The sequence below is a fragment of the Mycobacterium paraterrae genome, assembly GCF_022430545.2.
Classification (GTDB): Bacteria; Actinomycetota; Actinomycetes; order Mycobacteriales; family Mycobacteriaceae; genus Mycobacterium; species Mycobacterium paraterrae.
Genome location: NZ_CP092488.2, coordinates 1,274,864 through 1,296,473, shown reverse-complemented (window position 1 = coordinate 1,296,473; position 21,610 = coordinate 1,274,864). Strand labels below are relative to the sequence as shown.

Genomic DNA, 21,610 nt, shown 5'->3' with positions numbered 1-21,610 from the left:
GCCCGTTCTGGCCCGCACTGGCGAGAGCTTAAGGCAGCCTGAGAGCGACCTGGCAGTAACCTGCGTGCACTCATTTCAAATACCTAGAGTCGCAGGTCAGGCACCGATAGCGGGCCGGAGCTGCGTGATTCAGGGCACGGGCGTCGACGTGCTCGGCGATGGAGTCCAATCGTGCCCGTGCTTGTGGTGGTCCGCCGAGCCGGTATTCCCCACGACCGCGACAAACGCGATGAACAGCCCGATGAAGGCCAACGGTAGCCACAACCACCACTTGCGTAGACCAGGCTGTGGCGGCGGTGGAGACCACACCGGATGGTACGGGCCGCCGCCGTAGTAGGTCGTCCACCACGCCGCGTAGTCGTGTGCCTGCTGGCCCTGCAGTCGGAGATTTTTGCGCGCACTTGCATTCTGGGACAACGAGATCGGGTTCCACAGTATCGACGCCAGGCTCCACCAACCGGCCAGCATGCAATGCTGCTGTGCGGCATTGATCGCCGCCTCGCACTGGGCGTAGCTCCCGGTCGTGGTGAAGCGCTGGTTCATCCAGAAGATCAACGCACCGGTGTGTTTGACAGTGCGGACCTGAAAGATCGGCTCGACCGGCGGCGGCGGATAACTGGGCTGCTGCTGAGGTTGCGACAAGTTTGCTCCCGGATCGCTGGACCGTGTCAGCAGATCGTAACCGCGGTGGAGCCCCGCCCAAGACGCCAAATTTTCGCGGTTCGCCTCCGGTATCAATCAGTGGGAGCCGATATCTTGCCCACCTCGCCGCTCGCTGGTCAGCATCATCAAAAACGTTGGCACGGAGGAGATTGCAATGGCCATAGACCCGAGCGGTGGCGACGCCGAGAACCGCGGACTAACGAGTGGTGAACGCCTCGGCGGGATCGGTGTCGACTGGTGGGCGACCATCGTGGCGGGGGTCGTGGTGTTACTTGCCGTGGCCGGAGTACTTCCGAAGATTCCATGGTGACTCCCGTGAGCACCGCGGTCACCGAGCAGGCCGAACCCTCCGACGAGGCGAGCTTTACCAGTCGCAACATCCTCGAGTACGTACCCGGTGTGCTGCTGCTGATCGCGATCGGCCTACTCGGCAAGTATGCCCAAGTACTGTGGAATACCACTGCGCACCAACATCATTGGCGGGTCCCGGATATCGAATACGTGCTGTGGGCGATCGTCTTCGGCTTGCTCGTCACCAACACCGTCGGGCTGCATAGGATTTTCCGCGCCGGTGTTCAGACCTATGAATTCTGGCTCAAGATCGGGATCGTCGCTCTCGGTGTGCGTTTCGTGCTCGGCGATGTGATCAAGCTTGGCGGCATCTCGCTGGTGCAAATCCTGGTCGACATGACACTGGCCGGTGTGATCATCCTCGCCGCGGCACACTTCTTCGGCCTGTCCGGCAAGCTCGGCTCGCTGTTGGCGATCGGAACCTCGATCTGTGGCGTGTCAGCCATCGTCGCCTCCAAGGGAGCGATCCGGGCTCGCAACTCCGACGTCAGCTACGCGATCGCCGCCATCGTCGCACTCGGTGCCGTCGCGTTGTTTACGCTACCGGTGTTAGGCCATGCGATCGGCCTGACCGACCACGAATTCGGCTTGTGGGCAGGTCTTTCCGTGGACAACACCGCAGAGACCACCGCGACGGGCTACCTGTATTCCGAGCAGGCCGGAAAGATCGCGGTGCTGGTGAAATCCACCCGCAACGCGCTTATCGGCTTCGTCGTGCTCGGGTTCGCGTTGTACTGGGCCGCTCGCGGTGAGGCCGACCAGGTTGCGCCGGGCCTACGGGCGCGCGCCGCGTTCGTCTGGGACAAATTCCCCAAGTTCGTTCTTGGATTCCTCGCCGTGTCGGCGATCGCGACCGCGGGCTGGCTCAGCAAGGGTCAGACCACGAATGTCGCCAACATCTCGAAATGGGCGTTCCTGCTGACCTTCGCCGGCGTCGGGCTCAATACCAACATTCGCGAACTGGTCCGAACCGGTTGGCGGCCACTGGTTGTGGCCATCATCGGCCTGGTGGTCGTCGCCGCTGTCTCGCTCGGATTGGTGCTCGTCACCTCCCGCGCCCTGCACTGGGGTATCGGCGCGGGCTGACTACTGCGGCGGTTGGGCGTCTTCGAGCGCAATCGCGCGAGCCAGTCGCGCGTAACGCAATTCGAGATCCTTGAAGCGCAGGTAGGTGCTCAGCGTGCTGAAGCTGAACGCGATGATCAACGCATACAGCATCAGGTCGGTGCCGCGGGCGACGCCGAGCCAATGCGCAACGACCGTGGTGTCGTTGGGTCGCAGCACGGCGTACACGCCGGCCAGGACGAACAACACGAACCCCACCTTGACCCAGGCCCGAGTCTGCGCGCTGCGGCGAGAGCGCACGAGGTAGATCAACAGTGCGAAGATCGAGGCAATCAGCAGGCCCTGAATCCAGTTCATCGCGGCATCCTTCCTCGCAGGAATCCGTCGACGATGATATTCACCCCGTTGAGCAGGGGTTGGCCCTTTGCGGAGGAGTACTCGGTGTAGAGCACCTCGACGGGCTGTTCGACTACCCGCCAACGGTTTTCGTCGATCAGCATGATGAACTCTGTAGCGTGGCTCATGCCGTTCATGGTGATGTCCAGCCGATCGGCGACGGTCCTGTTGAACACCCGCAAGCCATTGTTGGTGTCGGTCAGTCCTAGTCGTCGCCCGCGCGTGCTCAGCGCCGCGGCGGTCTGCAACACAATACGTTTCAGCAATGGCGGTCGGCTGACCCCCGGGCCGAAGCGGGTGCCGATGACGATGTCGGCGGACTCGGTGTGCAAGCGGTCGATCATCGCGAGGACATCGTCGACGCGGTGTTGACCGTCGGCGTCGAAGGTGGCGAAAACCCGTGCGCCGGGCCGGTTGCGGGCGTACTCGACACCGGTCTGGATGGCCGCGCCCTGGCCGAGGTTGACCGGGTGTCGGACCAGGTGCGCGCCGGCCTTCCAGGCGATGTCACCCGTGTCGTCGGCGCTGCCGTCGTCGACGCACACCACGTTGGCGAACACCGACCGCAGTTGGCGAATCACATCACCGATGACGCCCGCTTCGTTGTAGGCAGGCACCACGATCCAGACGTCGCGCGTTTCACTGGGCATGTCAAGGCCACAAATTACACGCAGATCAGCGGCCCGCTCGTGCAAGCGCGACCAGGTGCACGCCGATTCCTACCAGCGGACCGCACAGTAGCGCGATCACGCTGCGAGTCGCCAGCGGCAGCGGCAACAGCAGTAACAGCGCCGCGGCGACCGTCGCGCACACCCAGCCGACTGCGTACGACCGGTGCAACGCAGCCGCGACGGCCGCGGCACCGGTGAGCGTGAGCAACGCGATCGCGGCGGCGCCGGCGGTCAGCCACGCCAACAGCGCACCCGAGGCGCGGTAGTCGGCGCCGAAACCGGCCCGCAGCAGCCAGGGACCCACCAGACCCGCGGCCAGCACGCCGACCATTCCGACGGCAGCGACCAGCGCCGCCGGCGTGACCAACGCCCGAAGCCGCGCCGTCCGTTGATCGACGAAGTGCGCAATCAAGTTGCCCTGCATCGCCGTCAGCGGGACCAGCAGCGGTGCACGAGTGAGCGTGACCGCCAGGATCACCACTCCGCCCTGCGCCCCGAGTTGGCTCGACGTGACCTTCAGTAGCACCGGGAAACCCATCACCAGAATCGCGCTGGCGCCGGCGGCGGTGACCGAATGCGCCGCCCCGCGCAGAAACGTCGCGGTACCACCCGGCGTCAACAGGCGCGCCGCAGCGCGCGTCGTCGGTGACGCCGCGATCATGATCAGCCAGGCCAGCGCACCCGCGACGGTGGCCCAGAGGAATCCGGCCAGGGCCCACCCGACGATCACCGTGACGGCCGCGACGGTCACCCGGATGAGGGCGTCGGTAACCATCAGCGCCCCGTACTGAGTCCATCGGTTGGTGCCGGCGAGCATGCCCAGCAGAGTGGCGTGCAGGCAGAACCCTGCCAGCCCCACGCTGAGCAGACCCACCGAAAGCCAGTGCGCCTGCGCGAACACCCCGCCGCTCCACAGCGGCGAGCTGGCAGCGATCACGGTCGCCGCACCGATCCCCACCAGCGCGGCCACCCGCAGCGGATGCGTGCGCGTGCCTGGCAGCACGTCGGCGTAACCGGCGGCACGGACCTCGCGGGTGGTCTCCTGCAGCAGGCCATTGGCCGCCCCGGTGACCAGCCCGAACGCCCCCCAGAAGACCGCGAACACCGAGAAGCCGGCCGGGGCCAGGTCGCGGGCGGCCAGGTACACCACCGCGTACCCACACACCGCCGTCACCGCCGTCGCGGTTGCCACCCGGGCCACGCTGCTGCGGGCGATCGGGCTGGCGAAGGCCCCCGCGGCTGGGCCGCCGCCCACTTCGGTCACGTCTCGAAAATACTCACAGCCGCACCGACCTCCGCGCACCGCGATCGGCGCGACCTGACAGACTGCTGGGAGGAGGGGAGTATTCCTCACATCGCGCAGTCGTCATCACGTCGCCCACCATCGGGTGACCGGCTCGCGGGCCGTCCCAGCCGTGGCGGTGGAAGAGACCTCTGGTTGTCAACCGACCGGAGGTATCACCATGCACGTCCACCTGCTGGAGTGGATCGTCACTTTCGCGGTCACCGTCGCGGTGCTGCTGTTCGACGTGGTCGTCATGGCCCGCCGATCCGGAGAAGAACCGACGATGCCGCGGTCCGCGCTCGCCTTATCGGCCTACATCGCGCTGGCGGTGGCTTTCGGGATCTGGACATGGTTCTTCCACGGCCACCAGTACGGCATCCAATTCTTCGCCGGATGGTTGACCGAATACAGCCTGTCGGTCGACAACCTGTTCGTCTTCGTCATCATCATGTCGAGCTTCCGGGTGCCCCGGGTGTATCAGCGCGAGGCGCTGTTCGTCGGCATCGTGATCGCGCTGATTTTCCGCGGCGTCTTCATCGCGCTCGGTGCCGCCGCGATCCAGCGATTCAGCTGGGTGTTCTACATCTTCGGCGTGTTCCTGATCTATACCGCGGCACGGTTGGCGCGCGGATCCACTCACAGCTCCGACGGCGAGAACGCCGTCGTCCGGTTCGCCCGCAACCACCTGAATGTCACGGACAGCTGGCATGGTCGCCGGGTCGTCGTCAAGGACGGCGGACGCCGGGTGTTCACACCGATGGCTCTGGTCGTCGTCGCGTTGGGCGCCACCGATCTGGTCTTCGCGCTCGACTCCATCCCGGCGATCTACGGGCTGACGTCGGAGCCGTATCTGGTGTTGGCCGCCAACGTGTTTGCGCTGATGGGGCTACGGCAGCTGTATTTCATCGTGGAAGGCCTGCTGCAGCGGCTGGTCTACCTGTCGACGGGCCTGGCGGTGATCCTGGTGTTCATCGGGGTCAAGCTGATCCTGCACGCGCTGCACGACAACGACCTGCCATTCATCAACGGTGGCAAGCATGTCGAGGTGCCGGAGATACCGACGCTCGTCAGCCTGGCGGCGATCGCTGTAACCCTCGTCGTTGCCGCAGCGGCCAGCATTTACGCCACCCGCAACACCGATTAAGCCTCGATCTGCGCGGCGATGCGGCGCTCGATGCCAATGCGCGCGCGAGCCGGCAACGCGATCAGCCCGTCGAGTTCGCGGCCGGCCCGGGCATAGGCGCTCTGCCGTTCCTGCGGTGACGCGGCGCCGTCCTGCGCCAGCCGCAACAAATTCTGGGCCCGCGCCAACCGTTGTTGGTCGTCTTCGGAGAAGTCGCTGCGGCGACGGCGAATCGCTTCGGATTCGGCGACGTCGAACGCGCTGACGTAATCGTGCACCGCCTCGCGGTACTCGAGCTGCGTGCTGCGGTCGCCCAGCAGGTCGTCGGGTCGTTCGGGACGCAGCAGGTCAGCCCGCTGCTTCGCCTTGTGGAACGCGACGGTCAGCGGGCTGCGCATGTCGGTCATCAGCGGGAAGTCGAGCAGCCTCGCGACGTCGACTTCGTAGTCCAGCCAACGGGCGTCGGTGTGGTCGTGCGCGGCGACGAGTTTGGCGATCTCGCGGCGCTGGGTGTCTTTGTCGACCCGATCACGGCCGGCGGCTTCGGCGATCGCGATCTTGGCCTGCTGTTTGAGCCGGTAGCGTTCGAGCCGCCGGTCGGCTCGGCGTTCGTTAGCCGCAGCGACCGCCCGCACGCCTCCGCCGATCACGCCGCCGAGCGGGAAGATCAGCCACCAGAACTCTGCGGCAAAGCGAAGAGGGCCCACGTAGTCAGGATGCCACCGCGGGCCTGCGGCTTCGACCCCGCTGGCGTTCGCTCAGAGCCGAACTAGTGGCCCTCGTTCTTGAACCGCTCGATCGACCGCTGCACCTCGGCCTCGGCTTCCTCGCGGCCCACCCAGTCGGCGGCCTTGACGAACTTGCCCGGCTCCAGCGCCTTGTACTGCGTGAAGAAGTGCTTGATCTCGTCCAGCTCGTTCTGCGGAACGTCGCCGATGTCCTGGATGTGGTCCCAGCGGTGGTCCTTGGCCGGCACACACAGCACCTTGTCGTCACCGCCGGCCTCGTCGGTCATCCGGAACATGGCGACCGGACGCGCCTTGACCACGACGCCCGGGAACACCGACTGCGGCAGCAACACCAGCGCGTCCAGCGGGTCGCCGTCCTCGCCAAGAGTGTCGTCGAAGAAGCCGTAGTCGGTCGGATAGACCATCGACGTATAGAGGTAGCGGTCCAGATGAACCCGGCCCGTCTCGTGGTCGACCTCGTACTTGTTGCGTTGACCCTTGGGGATCTCGACGGTCACGTCGAATTGCACCGGTCCGGCTCCTTCGCCTGAGATTTGTCGCTTCGCGTAGATCGTAGGGCTCCCGCGGCACGGCGATCCGCCGGGGTTTGGGCACAATGGGCGCAAAGAAGTCAGGAGAGTCATGCGTCCCACTCGGTGGCGAACGTCTACCCACCTGATCGTGGGAGTGGGCGTGGTGGCGGTTATCGCTGCGCTGGTGGCAGCGGTAGGGCTGCTCACTTCCGGCGGGCAGGGTGCCAGCGCGCATGTCCCGCCACCGCCGCCGGCTGTCACGGCCAAGCCGGGAATCGTGCCAGTGGCGGCCAACGCTCCCGCGCCGAACCCGCCGGCTCTGGCCGCGGCGTTGGCTGCGGCGGCGGCCGACCCCAACCTGGGCAAGCTCGGTGCCCGCGTCACCGACGCGATGACCGGCGAGGAGTTGTGGCAGCAGTCTGACGACGTGCTTCTGCAACCGGCGTCCACCAACAAGACGCTGACCAGTGCCGCCGCCCTGCTGGCGCTGGACCGCAACGCGCGGGTCACCACCCGCGTGGTGGCCGCCGGTCAATCCGGCACGGTCGTGCTGGTCGGTGGGGGCGATCCGACGCTGTCGGGGGCGGCACCGGGGCAGCCCACCTGGTATCACAACGCGCCCCGGCTGAGCGACCTCGCCGACCAAGTGCGACGTAGCGGCGTGACCCCGACGGCGGTGGAGGTGAACACCTCGCTGTTCAGCGGCCCCTCCTTCGCCCCGGGATGGGACCCGGCCGACATCCAAGGTGGTGACATCGCGCCCATCGAATCGGTGATGCTCGACGCCGGGCGGATCCAGCCGGCCACCGACGAGTCGCGGCGCTCGACGACGCCGGCCCTCGACGCCGGCCGGGCGCTGGCTGCCGCACTGGGCGTCAATCCGCAGCGCGTCACCGTCACCAGCCAGCCGGTCGCCTCCGACGCGCGGCAACTCGCCGCGGTCCAGTCGGCGCCGCTGATCGACCGGCTCAACGAGATGATGAACGTCTCGGACAACGTGATGGCCGAGTGCATCGCCCGCGAAGTCGCCGCGTCCATGCAGCGACCGCTGAGCTTCACCGGCGCCGTCTCCGCGGTGACCAGCCGACTCAGCACCGCGCACATCGACACCGGCAGCGCGATTCTGCGCGACTCCAGCGGGTTGTCGGTCGACGACCGCCTCTCCGCTAAAACACTGGACGCCGTCGTTCAGGCCGCGGCCGGGCCCGACGAACCCAAGCTGCGGCCATTGCTGGATGTGCTGCCGATCGCCGGCGGCAGCGGCACACTGTCCGACCGCTTCATCGACGGCACCCCCGCGGGCTCCGGACCGGCCGGATGGTTGCGGGCCAAAACCGGCTCGCTGACCGCCATCAACGCGTTAGCTGGGGTGGTGACCGACCGCAGCGGACGAGTGCTGACCTTCGCGCTGATCTCCAACGACGCCGGGATGTCCGGCCGGACGGCGATCGACGCGCTCGGTGTGGCGCTGTGGTCGTGCGGATGTGTGACATGACCGCCGCAGCCGACGTCAGCGTCGGGCGCGCGGTCGACTGGGGATTCGCGGCGACGGTCGGTCAGCGGTTGGCCCGCCACGGTCCGCCGTCGACCGACTACACCCGCCGTCAGGTGATCGAAAACCTCGCTAGCGCAGCCAAAGCCGCCGAACCGCCGGTGCGCGAGGTCACCGGATTGCACACCGAGGGCGTGGTGCCCGACGCCCGGGTCATCGACCGGCCCGAATGGATCCGGTCCGCCGCGGAATCGATGCGCGCGATGACCGGCGGAACCGACAAGCCGCGCGGCGCGATCAGCGGACGGATCACCGGAGCGCAGACCGGGGCGGTGCTGGCGTTCGTCTCGAGCGGCATCCTCGGCCAGTACGACCCGTTCAACGAAGGCGGAGCTTTACTGCTGGTCTATCCCAATGTGCTTGCGGTGGAGCGGCAATTACGGGTCGAGCCGGCCGATTTCCGGCTGTGGGTCTGCCTGCACGAGGTCACCCACCGGGTACAGTTCACCGCCAACCCGTGGCTGTCTGGCTACATGTCGCAGGCGCTCGGGGTGCTGACCACCGACGGCAACGACGACCTGACACAGGTGGTGAGCCGGCTGGCCGAATTCGCCCGCGGCCGCGGCAACTCGTCGCAGACGGATCCGAATTCGGCGGGAATTCTGGGGCTGCTGCGCGCCGTGCAGTCCGAGCCACAACGCGAGGCGCTCGACCAACTGCTGGTGCTCGGCACGCTGCTCGAGGGACATGCCGACCACGTGATGGATGCCGTTGGGCCCGTGGTGATTCCGTCGGTCGCCACCATTCGAGCCCGCTTCGACGAACGACGCAACCGTAAGCAGCCGCCGTTGCAACGGTTGCTCCGTGCCCTGCTGGGCATCGACGCGAAGCTGAGCCAGTACACCCGGGGTAAGGCGTTCGTCGACCACGTGGTGGACCGGGTCGGGATGGCTCGCTTCAACACCGTCTGGACGAGCCCCGACACCCTGCCCCGGCCGATCGAGATCGAATACCCGCAACGATGGATCGACCGGGTGCTGTAGCCGAACTCCGTGCGGCGGTGGCGGGGTTCGCGACGGAGTATCTCGCCGCTGATGACGACTGGTGTGTGGCACTGTCGGGTGGCCCGGATTCGTTGGCGCTCACCGCAGTTGCGGCGTCGATGCGCCCGACCACTGCGCTGATCGTCGATCACGGTCTGCAGCCGGGCTCGGCGGAGGTGGCTGCTACCGCGCAACGACAGGCCGAGGGCATGGGATGTGTTGCTGCGCAAACACTTTGCGTGCAGGTCGGGGTGGACGGAGGCCCGGAGGGCGCGGCGCGGCGCGCTCGCTACGAGGCACTGGCCGACGCGCGTCGCGGCCGGCCGGTGCTGCTGGCCCACACCCTGGATGACCAGGCGGAAACCGTCTTGCTCGGATTGGGCCGCGGTTCGGGAGCCCGATCGATTGCCGGCATGCAGCCCTATGACCCGCCCTGGTGCCGGCCGCTGCTGGGCGTGCGACGCGCGACGACGCATGCCGCGTGCGACGAGCTCGTACTGCCGGCCTGGCGCGACCCCCACAACGTCGACCGCCGGTTCACCCGCAGCCGGTTGCGCCACGAGGTCCTGCCGCTGCTCGAGGATGTCCTCGGCGGCGGCGTGGCCGAAGCGCTCGCTCGCACCGCGACCGCCCTGCGGGGCGACACCGAGCTGATCGATTCGCTGATCGAGCAGGCAATGGGCACCGCCGAGACGCCCGACGGGCTCGACACCGGGGCGTTGGCGGAGCTGCCCGATCCGGTCCGCCGCGGCGTCATCCGTCGCTGGCTGATGTGCGGAGGCGGGATCGGATTGACGGACAAGCAGATCCGCGGGGTCGACCGGCTGATCACCGCCTGGCGCGGTCAGGGCGGAGTGGCGGTGGGGTCGGCATTGCGCAATCAGCGATTGGTCGCCACCCGGCGTGGCGGGATCCTGACGCTGGATCGGGAGCCGGTCTAGTTCTCGGCGGCCCGACATGGCACGCTATTGGCCGTGGCAGCCGAAGTGCAGGAGCTGTATCCGGGCGACATCAAGTCGGTGCTGCTGCGCGAAGACGAGATCCAGCGCCGCATCGCCGAGCTGGGGGCCCAGATCGGCGCGCAGTACGGCGACCGGGCCGGCGCCGACGGCCGCGACCTGCTCTTGGTCACCGTGCTCAAGGGCGCGGTCATGTTCGTCACCGATCTGGCCCGCGCGATCCCGTTGCCGACGCAATTCGAATTCATGGCGGTCAGCTCGTACGGGTCGTCGACGTCGTCGTCGGGTGTAGTGCGGATCCTCAAGGACCTCGACCGTGACATCAACGACCGCGACGTGCTGATCGTCGAGGACATCGTCGACTCCGGGCTGACGCTGTCGTGGCTGTTACGCAATTTGGCCAGCCGTCGCCCCCATTCACTGCGGGTGTGCACGCTGCTCCGCAAGCCCGACGCTCTGCGCGCTAACACCGACATCGATTACGTGGGCTTCGACATCCCGAACGAGTTTGTCGTCGGCTACGGCCTGGACTACGACGAGCGCTACCGCGACCTGCCCTACATCGGCACCCTCGACCCGCGCATCTACCAGGACTAACCGACCGTCCTGTCGACGTGCGAGTAGGACGGCCCGGGCCTATTGTCTGAACATCATGTGTACGCCGGGCTAACAGCTCGAGGTCAACGACGACGCGGCAGGGAGGCGTCGTGTTTGGCAAATACGTCGGGTATGTGTCGGGTGACGACGGTTTGCACGGGTTTCTCTCCGGCATTTTCCGCCACCAGCTGGGCGTCGACGTAGCGCATCCCGCCTTCCGCGCTTTTCGGCTGCGGGCAAGCAACGAGGTCTACGCGTACGAGGAAAAGCGCAGCCGCGCGCGGGTGGTCTGCAAGTTCTACGGGCCCAAGTTCGGCTGGGATCGTGATCGCGCAGAACGGGCGGCGCATCGCGAGTTCGACACCATGCAAGGGCTGCGCGGCTACAACCTCGTGGGCTCTCCGCACCATGTGGTGCGACCGCTGGGTGTCGACGCGAACCTCAACAGCGTGCTTGCCGTCGAGTTCTATGCCGGGGAACAGTTCAGCAATGCGATCAAACAGGCCATTAGCCGTCACAACGACGGACACCTCTACTGGCGACTGAAGGCGCTCGCGTATTTTCTTGCGACACAACATAATAGGACGGCCAACGGCAGCACGGTCGACTTCGACGTCGACTGCCGTTACTTCGGGGAGTTGGTAACCAAGTTGAGGCATCGCAATCGCATCGGCGGCTGGGATGTCGACGAACTGCTGTGGCTTCAGGGATTATGGCGGGACAAGGCGATGATGTGGGGTGATCGGCAGGTGTGGCTGCACGGCGACGCAACCCCCGCCAACTTCTTGTTCGGCCACGGCCTCGACGTTGCCGCGATCGACCTCGAGCGAGCCCGCTGGGGCGACCGGATGTTCGACATCGGCCGCGTCGCAGGCGAGATGCAGCACGCCTTCATGTCGGCGACCGGTAGCCCGAACGGGGCGGAGCCGTTCATCGGACATTTCCTGTGGGAGTACTGCTGTCACTTCCCGGATCGCGATGCGGCATTCCGATCGATCACGGCGCGACTGCCGTACTACATGGCGATGAATCTCTTGCGGGTTGCGCGCAACGACTACATCGGCGACGACTACGGCGGCAAGCTTCTCCGCCAGTCCAAACGGCTGTTACGGGCCTGCTGATCGTGCCCGCCACGCTCACCGGGATAGCCGCAGTAGCTTTCGACGTCAATGGCACCCTGGTTCACATCGAGACCGATGAACACCGCGACGACATCTTTCGGGCGATCGGGCATTTCCTGACCTATCAAGGCATCGACATGCGGCGCCACCAGGTGCGCGACGAATATTTCCGTCGTCTGAAACGCCAGCAGCGCGAAAGTCCGCACCGGTACCCGGAATTCGATGCGGTGGCCATATTCCAGTCGATTATCGACGACTACGGCAGCGACTACACCCGCGCGTTACCGCCCGAGCGTCTCGCGCAACTTCCACTGACGCTCGCGGAGATCTACCGCGGAGTCTCGCGTAAGAAGCTCAAGCTCTATCCGCACGTCCGCAAGGTGCTCGGTCAGCTACGCCAACACTTCGCGCTGGCGATCGTCACCGACGCCCAAACCGCCTATGCCCTAGGCGAACTGCACAAGGTCGGGCTGACGCAATACTTCGACCCGATCATCGTTTCGGGTGATCACGGCTTTCGCAAGCCCGACGTCAGGCTGTTCGAATACGCGCTGGCTGGACTCGGCGTGCCCGCCGCGCAGACCGTCTACATCGGCAACGACATGTTCCGTGACATCTACGGCGCGCGCGAGGCCGGAATGCGGACCATCATGTTCGACTCTGACCAGGGCACAAAAGATTACGACGGCTGCAAGCCGGACTTCCGCATCACCGACCACCGTGAACTGCTGCAGATCCTCGGTGTCGGTGGCTGACCTCGCTGCTAGCGCAACTCCCACACCGCGGTCACCGAGAAGCTCACGGTCTGCTGGCCGGGCTCCAGTGGCACCGCGGTCGGCATCATCCGCGGTGCCGGAGCGGTCGTCGGCGTGGCGCCGCCGGCGGTCTCCGAGATCGAGATGATCTTGCCCAGCCCAAGGCCAGACAGTTGCGCGTACTGCGCGGCGCGGTCTTTGGCGTCCTGGAACGCGCGCGACCGCGCGTCCTTCACCAGCTGCGAATCGTCGGCGATGGAGTAGCTCACCGAGTTGATCCGGGTGGCGGCGCCACCGGCGTCGACGACCACGGCGAGCACGCGCGACGCCGAGTCGGCGGGGTGAATCCTGATCCGGATCGAATTGGCGGCGCGGTACCCGGTGATGGTGGCTCCGGTCGGGTCGAACTGCGGCTGCAGGCTGACGTCGGTGGTGCTGATGTCCTTGCGGTCGACCCCGGCCCCGGCCACGGCGGTGATGACGGCCTGCTGACGGTCGTTGGTCTGGTTCATCGCCGCGGTGACGTCCGGCGCCACGAATTCGACGCCGACGTCGGCGGTTAGGGTGTCCGGCACGCCTTGCACGTGACCGGAGCCTACGACCGTCACCTCGCGCGGGTTCTTCGCGACCTTGTCGGCGTCGTGGTCACACGCGGACGCCGTCGCGACGAGCGCCAGGGCGAGCAGGACGCGAACCGGCAGTCTGGCAGGCATGTCTGGCACCCTAGCCGTTTTGAACTCGGCGCTTTCTGGTCGGGACACTTCCCCGGGGCCCGCTCAACGTCGAAAGTCGTTAGCCACCGGGCCGCCCGGGCGGGTCGCCGGAGCGAAGCCGGCGGTCGCGACGCGATCACAACCGAATATCGATCCGGCGCATCACTGGCCCTAATTTGCACTTCAGTCACTATTGTCACAGATCTCGAATTCATACGCGCCCGCCGTTGACGGCCAACGGATAGTCCAGGCACCCATCGGAGGTTTGACGTGTGGGTATTTGCCCGGCTCGCGCCGGTGTCGGGGGCGTTGGTGGTTGTCACTGGACTCGTCGCCCCGATAGTTGTGGCCCCTCCTGCGGCGGCTGATCCGTGCTCTCCGGCGGCTTCCGCGTCGCCAGCAAATAGCGGTCCGGTGCTGCCGAGGACGCCGGTGGAACACGTGCCGACGGGCCGCATGCCCAGCGGTGCACAGACTCGGGCAGTGCCGCCCGGACTGGGTCCGCTTCCGGCCGCGGCCTCAAACCCTGCGACATCGGGTGCCCCGATGCAGCAGCAAGGCGCGGTGTTGCCCCTGCCCGTCCCGGGAGTTCCCGACCCGTCAGGCCAACAGGTCCCGACCCTCACCGGACCTACGACCACCGCCCCCGCTGCGGCGGTCGCCGCCTCGACAACAACCATCGTCAGCTGGATCAACGGGCCCAACAGCCCCAACAACACCTACGCACGCTTCGCTATGTCGGGCGCCGATCTCGGGATCATCTGGGACAACGGCCAGACCGGCGTCAACGATCAGGTGCTGATGGCATTCGGCGACACGTTCGGCAATTGCAGCGTCGCCGGCCAGCAATGGCGGAGCAACACACTGTTTCGCAGCGCTGACCACAACCTCGCCGACGGAGTGTCGGTGCCCGACCCGGCGTTCAACAACGTCTACGCCGGCTCACCCGTCCTGTCCGCAACGCCCCCGGGATCGAATTTCTCCAGACAGATCATCGCCAGCCTCAATCTCTCCCCAACCGAAGTGACTATCATCCCCACCGCCGGAATCTCCGTCGGCACAACGCAATACGTCAACTTCATGTCGGTCAGACAGTGGGGTAGTGCGGGCCAATGGACCACGAACTTCTCGGCAATCGCGGTTTCTACCGACAACGGCGAAAATTGGATCGCCAGCCGTGCGACCGTCCGCCCGAGTTTCTTTTTCAGCGTGCCCAGCGTCTGGTTCAACTGGGGCAATCAGAATTTCCAGCAGGGAGCGTTCGTGCGGCGAGACGGATACCTGTACTCCTACGGCACGCCGTCCGGACGCTTTGGCTCGGCGTATGTGTCGCGCGTTCCCGAGGATGCGGTGCTCGACCTCAGCCGGTACGAATACTGGAGTAAGCCGTGGTGGAGCTTCTCCGGAACAGGATCATGGGTAGCAAACAGCCCATGGGCCGCCACGCCGGTCATTTCGGCTCCGGTGAGCGAAATGTCAGTCCAATTCAACGATTACCTCGGTAAGTACATCGCGCTTTACACCGACGGCTCGAACAGCGTGGTGATGCGGACGTCGGCAAATCCACAGGGACCGTGGAGCGCGGCGCAGACCCTCGTGACGTCAACACAACTTCCTGGCGGCATCTACGCCCCGTTCATCCACCCCTGGTCGACCGGTCACGACCTGTATTTCAATCTCTCGCTGTGGTCGACCTACAGCGTAATGTTGATGCACACTACGCTGCCCTAGCCACCCTTCGGAGGCTCAGCCGATCTTGAGACACACCGCGACGATAGTGTTGACGACGCTGGCAGAAGCTTTCGCGGCGCTTTTCGCGGCCGCCGGAGCATATGCGGAACCCGTTGTCCCGCAACCGGACTCGCCGTGTTCGTCCACTTTCGACAATGCGATGACTCGGCTGCCGGACCAAAAGACGAACCTGCTGTGCCGGCAGCAGGCAGACGGAGACTACCGATGGACAGTCGATATCTCCGATTACCCGAGCAGTGATCGCTGGCTGAGCTACGGACCATCAGTGACGTTGCGCGGTCAGGGAACTCGCAACTCCAACCTCCGGTCAGGCGACTGGATCGCCGTCCCGCAAGAACCCGGTAGCCGGTGCATCGAGGAGCAGACAGCGGTGGCCGGGGCAGGGGTTGTCAGCTCGCCCGAAGCGGAGGCCGGGCCGGTAGGGCAGCCGCTCTCGTTTCGGGTGTTGCCCAGTCTTTTCTCGATAACGATGACGGGCTACTGCCTATGGCGAAACCTGAACTCGTAAGGAGGGGGCCGGCTAGTCGACGCGACCGTTAAGAGCGCTGTGCCGGCGACCCCAGGCCAGGTAGAAGATCAACGCCACCGCGACCCAGCCGCTGAACGCGACCCAGGTGTACCAGTGCAGGCTGACCAGGATGTAGGCGCACGCAGCGATGGACAGGATCGGTGTCAAGGGGTAACCGGGCACCTTGAACCCCCGCGGCAGGTCGGGCTCCTGGATCCGCAGCACGATCACGCCGCCCGACACCACGATGAACGCCGTCAATGTCCCGATCGAGACGATTTCGGCGAGCCGGTCCAGTGGTACCACCGCGGCCAGCAGTGCCACCACGAACGCGACGATCAGCGTGTTGCGAACCGGCGCCATCGTGCGCGGGTGCACTTTCGCGAACGCCGCGGGCAGCAGTCCGTCGCGGCCCATGGTGAACAGGATGCGGGTCTGCCCGTAGAGCGTCACCAACGTAACCGAGAAAATCGAAATCACAGCTCCGGCAGCGACAATGGTGCTGCCCGCGGTGTTGCCGGTGATGTGGTCCAGGATCACCGCCAGCACGGCCTCCTCGCCCTTGAAGTCCTGCCACCTCTGCGCGCCGATCGCGGCCACCGACACCAGAAGATGGATCGCGGTGACGATCATCAAGGCGGCGATGATTGCCCGCGGCATGGTGTGCTGCGGGTCTTTGACCTCGTCGCCGGCCGTCGACACGGCGTCCAGGCCGATGTAGGCGAAGAAGATCGTGCCTGAGGCCAGGCTGATGCCGGAGAGCCCGAACGGCGCCAGGTCTTTGAAATTGCCGGCATGAAAGGCGGTGAACGCGATCGCCGAGAACAACACCAGTACGCCGATCTTGATCACCACCATGACGGCGTTGACCTTTGCCGATGCGTTCGCGCCGCGGATCAACAGCACCGCGCACATCGCCACCAGAGCTATCGCCGGAAGGTTGGCCACACCGTGTTGAGGGTCCCATGGCGCTGCCGAAATAGACTGCGGGAGAACGACTCCGAAGATATTTCCGAGCAGTTTGTTGAGGTACTGACTCCAGCCGACGGCGACCGCGGCCGTCGATACGCCGTACTCCAGCAGGAGGCAGGCGGCCACACCCATAGCCGCGAACTCGCCGAGCGTCGCGTAGGCGTACGAGTAGGCCGAGCCCGAGACGGGTACTGCCGAGGCCAGCTCGGCGTAGCAGATTGCCGCCAGGCCCGCCGCGACGCCGGCGATGATGAACGAGATCACCACCGCCGGGCCGGCCTGTGGCACGGACTGCGACAGCACGATGAAGATGCCGGAGCCGACGGTCTCGCCGACACCGAACATGGTGAGCAGGAAGACACCCAGGCTGCGTTGCAGCTGATCTGAGGCGCCCTCGGCAACGGGAGCTCCGCTGACCGGGCGACGACGCAGCATCTGCTGGCGCAGGCCGACCGCCGGCGTGGGCATGGCGCCTCCTCGGTTGCATCCGTGGTCGCCACGCCGGGACGATCGAGCTGCTCCACGTCGCGTTGAGTGTGGTGATTTGGTCAGCTCGAAACACGATATACCAGCGCAGAGAGCTGCGACGGATGCGACGCGGACGCTGTTTTCGGGCCAGCCGAAAAGTGGGCACCGACGAATCGGCGAAATCGGCTAACGGAGCAGCTATTCGATGACGAGACGATCAATATCGCTCGGTACCAACCGCATTCGCTGGACCGGGCTGTCACTGCGCTTGACAGCCGCAGCAATTGCCGTCAAAACATGCGCCGAGCAAAGCCTACCGGGTATTGTGACAGTGGCTGCAAACCTCATATCGATCTCTAATCATGTTGTATTCCAATACTTTTCAGGTGAGATTCCTATCTTTGGCGTCAGTCGCTCAGCTAAGTGAATACTCACCGACTCTCAAGTGAACAGCGTTGAGCGAAGCTGTATTTGCGCGATATCACTGGCTTACCGTGTCGCAAGGTTTGCTTCAGCCGCGTCGGTGCTCGCTGAAGCTGTTGTTTACAAGCATCTTTCGGAGGAGCCATGCCAAACGTCGTCGCGCAGCCCGAAGTCCTGGCTGCGGCCGCTGGAAAATTGCACGCCATCAACGGGTCGCTCAAGGCCGCGAATGCGGCTGCGGCCGCACCTACGGCAGGGATCGTGCCCGCTGCCGGCGATGTGGTGTCGGCGTTGACCGCCGCGCAGTTCGCCGCGCACGCGCAGCTCTACCAAACGGTCAGCGCCCACGCGGCCGCGGTCCAAGAGTTCATGGCGACCATGCTGGGCGCCAGCTCCGGTTCCTACGCGGTCACCGAGTCGGCCAACGCCGCAGCGGTCGGATAGGGCGCGATCGTGCTGGACTTTGCAGTTTTACCGCCGGAGGTCAATTCCGGGTTGATGTATTCAGGCGCTGGTTCGGTGCCGATGTTGACAGCTTCCTCGGCTTGGGCGGCGCTCTCCGCCGAGCTGCACACACTGGCCTCGGCCTACGAAGCCGTGGTGGCCGCGCTCACCGATGGCTCGTGGCTGGGTCCGGCCGCGACGTCGATGGCCGTGTCCTCAGCCGCTCAGGTGGAGTGGCTCACCGAGACCGCGATCCAGGCCGAAGAGGTCGCCGCTCAGGCGGCTGCCGCGGTCAGCGCGTACGAAGCGGCGTTCATCGCGACGGTGCCCCCACCGGAGATCGCCGCCAACCGGGCTTTGCTGATGGCGCTGATCGCGACCAACCTGCTGGGTCAGAACACGCCGGCCATCCTGGCCGCCGAAGCCCAATACGCCGAGATGTGGGCGCAGGACGCCGGCGCGATGTACAGCTACGCGGGCGCGTCGGCCGCGGCCTCGGCGCTGGCACCATTCATCCCCGCTGCAGAAACGGTGAACCCGGCCGGCCTCGGTGCCCAGGCGGCCGCCGTTTCACAAGCGATCGGTTCCAGCACCGGGCAGAACGTCACCAACGCTCTGGCGGCCGCGGCCGCGCCGGTGCTGGGGAACCCGCCGTGGTTGACAGACGTCAACAGCTTCCTGGCCGCTGTGGGTCTGACGGGACATGTCTTCAACTCCAACGGCGACGGCATCGTCGTGGGAGGGGCCTTCGGCGACATCCTTGAGGGTTTGACCGGTTCGCAGACGTTGGACGGCAGCACGCCCTTCGACACGGTCATCCGGCTGGTCTCCCCCTTCCGACTGTCCACGACCGCCACCAAAGACATCGAGGGGCTGGCGGAAGCGGCGACCAAAGCATTCGGAGGGGCTACGAAAGCGTCAGCGGTCGAAGCGCTTCCGGCGGCCTTAACGCCCAGCGTTCCATCGGCTGTGCCCGGTTCGGTGCTCAGCAGCCTCGGTAAGGCGGAATTGGTGGGCAAGCTCTCGGTGCCGCCGACCTGGGGTGGCGTTGCCCCGAATGTGAGCCCTGCGGTCACCTCGATCGGCAACCTCGGCACCCCGGTGTCGTCGCAGCCGCTTACACCGGTCGCCAACAGCATGGGAGCGCCACCGGTGATGGCTGGCAGTGGCGGGCGCGGCATGCAATTCGCCGCTCCGCGTTACGGTTTCAAGCCGACGGTGGTGCCCCGGCCGACGGTCGGGGGCTGACGCTGGAGGGTGGGCAACGCCATGCGGTCTTGAGGTAGTAACGGTGCCCGCATCAGCTGCCGCCCGTTTCGGCGACGTGCTGCGTGATGGCCCTGACGACCGCCTCCCCGGCGCGCCCGATCAGCTCGTCGCGCTTCTCGCTGGCCCACTCGTGTGAGGACCGGGCCGCTTCGAGTTGACCCTTGAAGTGCGGGATGACCTTGCGGGCAATCAATTCATAACAGCGATAGGTCGCCTCGGGCGAGGCCCAGTCGTGGCCCAGCATGAGCAGCGTTCCGAATCCGCCGGACCGCTCGAGCAGGTCTTCGATGTGGGCGATCGCGTCGTCGGGACTGCCGATACAGCAATTGCCTTGGGCCGCGTAGTTTTCGACGAACTCCCGCGGCGTCTGCGCGCCCTCGACCTCGTTGAACAGCGGGACGAAACCGGCCGCACCGAAATAGTTGGCGAAATCTTGCAGGCCGTAGGTGCAATCGTCGATCGCCTTGTCGCGGGTGTCGGCGACGTGCATGATCGACAGCACCCGCCAGCCGGCGCGGTCCGGTTGGGCACGGCCGACCTTGGCGGCCTGCTCCTCGACCACGTCCCAGGTGTTCTCTAAGGCCGCATAACCGCCGGGGACCGACATCGACAACGACAACAGCGATGTGCCCATCGCCCCGGCCAGTCGCGGTCCGGACGGCGAAATCATTGCCGCCGTGGCGATTTCCGGGTACGGCCAGGTGTAGGGTCGGATGTGTAGCTGCGCGTCGCGCAGGGTGAACCAGTCCGAATGGCGGCTGATCCGCTCGCTCGGCGCGGCACGGAAGAGAGCGAGGATCGCCTCCAGTGACTCCTGCATCATCCGGCGCTGCTCGATCGGGTCGATCCCCATCATGTAGGCGTCCGAAGGCAGCGCGCCTGGCCCGGTGCCGAAGATCACCCGGCCGCGGGTCAGATGATCCAGCAATACCCAGCGGTCAGCCACCATCAGCGGGTGGTGGTAGGGCAGCGACACCACTCCGGTGCCCAGCCGGATGTGTTTGGTCCGTTCGGCGGCCGCGGCGATGAACACCTCCGGGCAAGCGATCAACTCGTATCCGCCGGAATGATGCTCACCGAACCACGCCTCGTCGAAGCCGAGCCGATCCAGCGCGACCACTCGCTCCATGTCGTATTCCAGTGCGACAGTGGGGGATTGGCCGACCGGATGGAACGGTGTGAGGAATACGCCGAACTTCAGCGGCCGGTTCACAGCTGGACGCCGATGTTCACGCTGGACAGGAAGTCGAGCAGCAGTTCGTTGACCTGCTCCGGCTTCTCCTGCTGGAGCCAATGCCCGGCGCCGTCGATCAGCACCTCGCGGTAGCGACCGATCACCACCTCGGGCGCGCGGTCGAGACGCATGAAACTCAGCACCGGGTCGGCGGTGCCGCCGATGAACATTGCCGGCACCTCGATGGTGTCGGCAGGCGGGTCGGCCATCAGCTCCCAGTTGCGGTCAAGGTTGCGATACCAGTTGAGTCCGCCGGTAAAGCCGGTACGGGTGAACTCGGCGACGTAGCGGTCGACCTCGTCAGCGGTGATCCAGTTCGGCGGGCTGTCGGTGTCGGGGAGTCGTTCGATGAAGCCGGCCAGCCCGGGCTCGATCAGCCGCAGCCCGGCCGCCGCATCGTCGGATCGGGTCAGCCCGTTGAGCATCCGGATGATGGTTCGGCGCGGGTCGGAGTCGAGTTCGGCGTCGGCCACCCCGGGCTCCTGGAAATAGAGCATGTAGAAGAAGCTGTCGCCGAAAATCGACCGGAATGCCTGGGTCGGAGGAACCTGCGAGCGCGGCACCGGCGGAACGCTCATGCCGATCACCGCCGCGACCCGGTCCGGGTGCAGTTGCGCCGAGCTCCACACCACCGAAGAGCCCCAGTCGTGGCCGACGAAGACCGCTTTGTCGGCGCCGACATCGTCGAGCAGGCCGACCAGATCGGCGGACAGGTCGGCGATGTTGTAGGCCGCGACGTCCTTCGGGCTGGTTGTGCGGCCATAGCCCCGCTGATCGGGAGCGAGCACGTGGTATCCGGCGGCGGCTAATGCCGGAATTTGGTGACGCCATGAGTAAGAGGTCTCGGGGAAGCCGTGCGCGAGGATGACGACAGGCGCGCCGACCTCACCCGCTTCGAGGGTGTGCAGGTGCACACCATTGCTGGCGATGGTGCGTTCAGTGATCGGCTGGCTGTCAGACACTGATTCACCAAAGCACACGCCGTCGGTGCCCGGTGTCGGGAACTCTTATTCGTTGTTAGAACCGAGACGTTGTCCGATGGTGG

The 21,610-nt window shown here is 65.8% G+C and carries 22 protein-coding genes; 12 read left to right on the top strand and 10 right to left on the bottom strand.

Going from position 1 to position 21,610, the window contains the following annotated elements:
- Nucleotides 1-129: 129 nt before the first annotated feature.
- Entirely contained in the window at nt 130-642 is a 513-nt protein-coding gene (locus tag MKK62_RS06190) for a hypothetical protein (protein WP_240261875.1), read from the bottom strand.
- A 175-nt stretch (nt 643-817) separates the two neighbouring features.
- Here MKK62_RS06190 and MKK62_RS06185 point away from each other — a divergent pair, with 175 nt between their 5' ends.
- On the top strand, nt 818-973 hold the full coding sequence (locus tag MKK62_RS06185; RefSeq protein ID WP_240261876.1) for a hypothetical protein: 156 nt from the start codon (nt 818-820) through the stop codon (nt 971-973).
- Nucleotides 967-2,100, top strand: coding sequence for a YeiH family protein (locus tag MKK62_RS06180; RefSeq protein WP_240261877.1), 1,134 nt, complete (start codon nt 967-969; stop codon nt 2,098-2,100). The genes MKK62_RS06185 and MKK62_RS06180 overlap by 7 nt, the downstream gene beginning before the upstream one ends.
- Here the strand turns inward: MKK62_RS06180 and MKK62_RS06175 are convergent, their stop codons facing one another.
- Genes MKK62_RS06175 through MKK62_RS06165 form a run of 3 tightly spaced genes read right to left on the bottom strand, consistent with a single transcriptional unit; the run spans nt 2,101 to nt 4,410 of the window.
- Nucleotides 2,101-2,436, bottom strand: coding sequence for a DUF2304 domain-containing protein (locus MKK62_RS06175; protein ID WP_240261878.1), 336 nt, complete (start codon nt 2,434-2,436; stop codon nt 2,101-2,103).
- The gene (ppgS, locus tag MKK62_RS06170; protein WP_240261879.1) at nt 2,433-3,125 is read right to left on the bottom strand and encodes a polyprenyl-phospho-N-acetylgalactosaminyl synthase PpgS; all 693 of its coding nucleotides are present in this window, start codon (nt 3,123-3,125) and stop codon (nt 2,433-2,435) included. The genes MKK62_RS06175 and ppgS overlap by 4 nt, the downstream gene beginning before the upstream one ends.
- Nucleotides 3,126-3,150: 25 nt before the next feature.
- The gene (locus MKK62_RS06165; RefSeq protein WP_240261880.1) at nt 3,151-4,410 is read right to left on the bottom strand and encodes a polysaccharide biosynthesis protein; all 1,260 of its coding nucleotides are present in this window, start codon (nt 4,408-4,410) and stop codon (nt 3,151-3,153) included.
- 199 nt (nt 4,411-4,609) lie between these two features.
- Here MKK62_RS06165 and MKK62_RS06160 point away from each other — a divergent pair, with 199 nt between their 5' ends.
- Nucleotides 4,610-5,575, top strand: coding sequence for a TerC/Alx family metal homeostasis membrane protein (locus MKK62_RS06160; RefSeq protein ID WP_240261881.1), 966 nt, complete (start codon nt 4,610-4,612; stop codon nt 5,573-5,575).
- On the opposite strand, the gene MKK62_RS06155 is transcribed toward MKK62_RS06160, so the two are convergent.
- Together MKK62_RS06155 and MKK62_RS06150 are read right to left on the bottom strand one after the other, a co-directional pair.
- Nucleotides 5,572-6,261 carry a hypothetical protein gene (locus MKK62_RS06155; RefSeq protein ID WP_240261882.1) on the bottom strand — a complete coding sequence of 230 codons (690 nt, stop codon included), beginning with the start codon at nt 6,259-6,261 and terminating at the stop codon, nt 5,572-5,574. The genes MKK62_RS06160 and MKK62_RS06155 overlap by 4 nt on opposite strands.
- A 62-nt stretch (nt 6,262-6,323) precedes the next feature.
- Nucleotides 6,324-6,812 carry an inorganic diphosphatase gene (locus MKK62_RS06150; RefSeq protein WP_240261883.1) on the bottom strand — a complete coding sequence of 163 codons (489 nt, stop codon included), beginning with the start codon at nt 6,810-6,812 and terminating at the stop codon, nt 6,324-6,326.
- A 112-nt stretch (nt 6,813-6,924) separates the two neighbouring features.
- Here MKK62_RS06150 and dacB point away from each other — a divergent pair, with 112 nt between their 5' ends.
- The 6 genes from dacB to MKK62_RS06120 all read left to right on the top strand — a co-directional run bounded on the left by dacB (nt 6,925) and on the right by MKK62_RS06120 (nt 12,782).
- Nucleotides 6,925-8,310 carry a D-alanyl-D-alanine carboxypeptidase/D-alanyl-D-alanine endopeptidase gene (gene dacB / locus MKK62_RS06145; protein ID WP_240261884.1) on the top strand — a complete coding sequence of 462 codons (1,386 nt, stop codon included), beginning with the start codon at nt 6,925-6,927 and terminating at the stop codon, nt 8,308-8,310.
- Nucleotides 8,307-9,350: a zinc-dependent metalloprotease gene (locus MKK62_RS06140; RefSeq protein WP_240261885.1), complete on the top strand. Its 1,044-nt coding sequence runs from the start codon at nt 8,307-8,309 to the stop codon at nt 9,348-9,350. Before dacB ends, MKK62_RS06140 begins: the two co-directional genes overlap by 4 nt.
- Entirely contained in the window at nt 9,329-10,291 is a 963-nt protein-coding gene (gene tilS, locus MKK62_RS06135; RefSeq protein WP_240261886.1) for a tRNA lysidine(34) synthetase TilS, read from the top strand. Before MKK62_RS06140 ends, tilS begins: the two co-directional genes overlap by 22 nt.
- 27 nt (nt 10,292-10,318) lie before the next feature.
- Nucleotides 10,319-10,906: a hypoxanthine phosphoribosyltransferase gene (gene hpt / locus MKK62_RS06130; RefSeq protein ID WP_240261887.1), complete on the top strand. Its 588-nt coding sequence runs from the start codon at nt 10,319-10,321 to the stop codon at nt 10,904-10,906.
- Nucleotides 10,907-11,016: 110 nt separating this feature from the next.
- Nucleotides 11,017-12,027 (top strand): phosphotransferase, encoded by a 1,011-nt coding sequence (locus MKK62_RS06125; RefSeq protein WP_240261888.1) that lies wholly within the window; start codon nt 11,017-11,019, stop codon nt 12,025-12,027.
- A gap of 2 nt (nt 12,028-12,029) precedes the next feature.
- On the top strand, nt 12,030-12,782 hold the full coding sequence (locus tag MKK62_RS06120) for an HAD family hydrolase (RefSeq protein ID WP_240261889.1): 753 nt from the start codon (nt 12,030-12,032) through the stop codon (nt 12,780-12,782).
- A gap of 8 nt (nt 12,783-12,790) precedes the next feature.
- Here MKK62_RS06120 and MKK62_RS06115 read toward each other — a convergent pair whose 3' ends face one another.
- A complete protein-coding gene (locus tag MKK62_RS06115) occupies nt 12,791-13,495 on the bottom strand; it encodes an SIMPL domain-containing protein (protein ID WP_240261890.1) in 705 nt (234 codons plus the stop codon).
- A 546-nt stretch (nt 13,496-14,041) separates the two neighbouring features.
- Between MKK62_RS06115 and MKK62_RS06110 the strand changes: the two genes are divergently transcribed.
- Complete coding sequence (locus MKK62_RS06110) at nt 14,042-15,226, top strand: glycoside hydrolase family 183 protein (protein ID WP_240261891.1); 1,185 nt, start codon at nt 14,042-14,044, stop codon at nt 15,224-15,226.
- Nucleotides 15,227-15,767: 541 nt separating this feature from the next.
- Here the strand turns inward: MKK62_RS06110 and MKK62_RS06105 are convergent.
- Nucleotides 15,768-17,195 (bottom strand): amino acid permease, encoded by a 1,428-nt coding sequence (locus MKK62_RS06105; RefSeq protein ID WP_240261892.1) that lies wholly within the window; start codon nt 17,193-17,195, stop codon nt 15,768-15,770.
- Nucleotides 17,196-17,762: 567 nt separating this feature from the next.
- Between MKK62_RS06105 and MKK62_RS06100 the strand changes: the two genes are divergently transcribed.
- Together MKK62_RS06100 and MKK62_RS06095 are read left to right on the top strand one after the other, a co-directional pair.
- Entirely contained in the window at nt 17,763-18,062 is a 300-nt protein-coding gene (locus tag MKK62_RS06100; RefSeq protein ID WP_240261893.1) for a PE family protein, read from the top strand.
- Between the two features lie 9 nt (nt 18,063-18,071).
- Complete coding sequence (locus MKK62_RS06095; protein ID WP_240261894.1) at nt 18,072-19,310, top strand: PPE family protein; 1,239 nt, start codon at nt 18,072-18,074, stop codon at nt 19,308-19,310.
- 52 nt (nt 19,311-19,362) lie between these two features.
- On the opposite strand, the gene MKK62_RS06090 is transcribed toward MKK62_RS06095, so the two are convergent.
- Complete coding sequence (locus MKK62_RS06090) at nt 19,363-20,544, bottom strand: LLM class flavin-dependent oxidoreductase (protein ID WP_240261895.1); 1,182 nt, start codon at nt 20,542-20,544, stop codon at nt 19,363-19,365.
- Nucleotides 20,541-21,527 (bottom strand): alpha/beta fold hydrolase, encoded by a 987-nt coding sequence (locus MKK62_RS06085; RefSeq protein ID WP_240261896.1) that lies wholly within the window; start codon nt 21,525-21,527, stop codon nt 20,541-20,543. Before MKK62_RS06085 ends, MKK62_RS06090 begins: the two co-directional genes overlap by 4 nt.
- Nucleotides 21,528-21,610 lie beyond the last annotated feature (83 nt).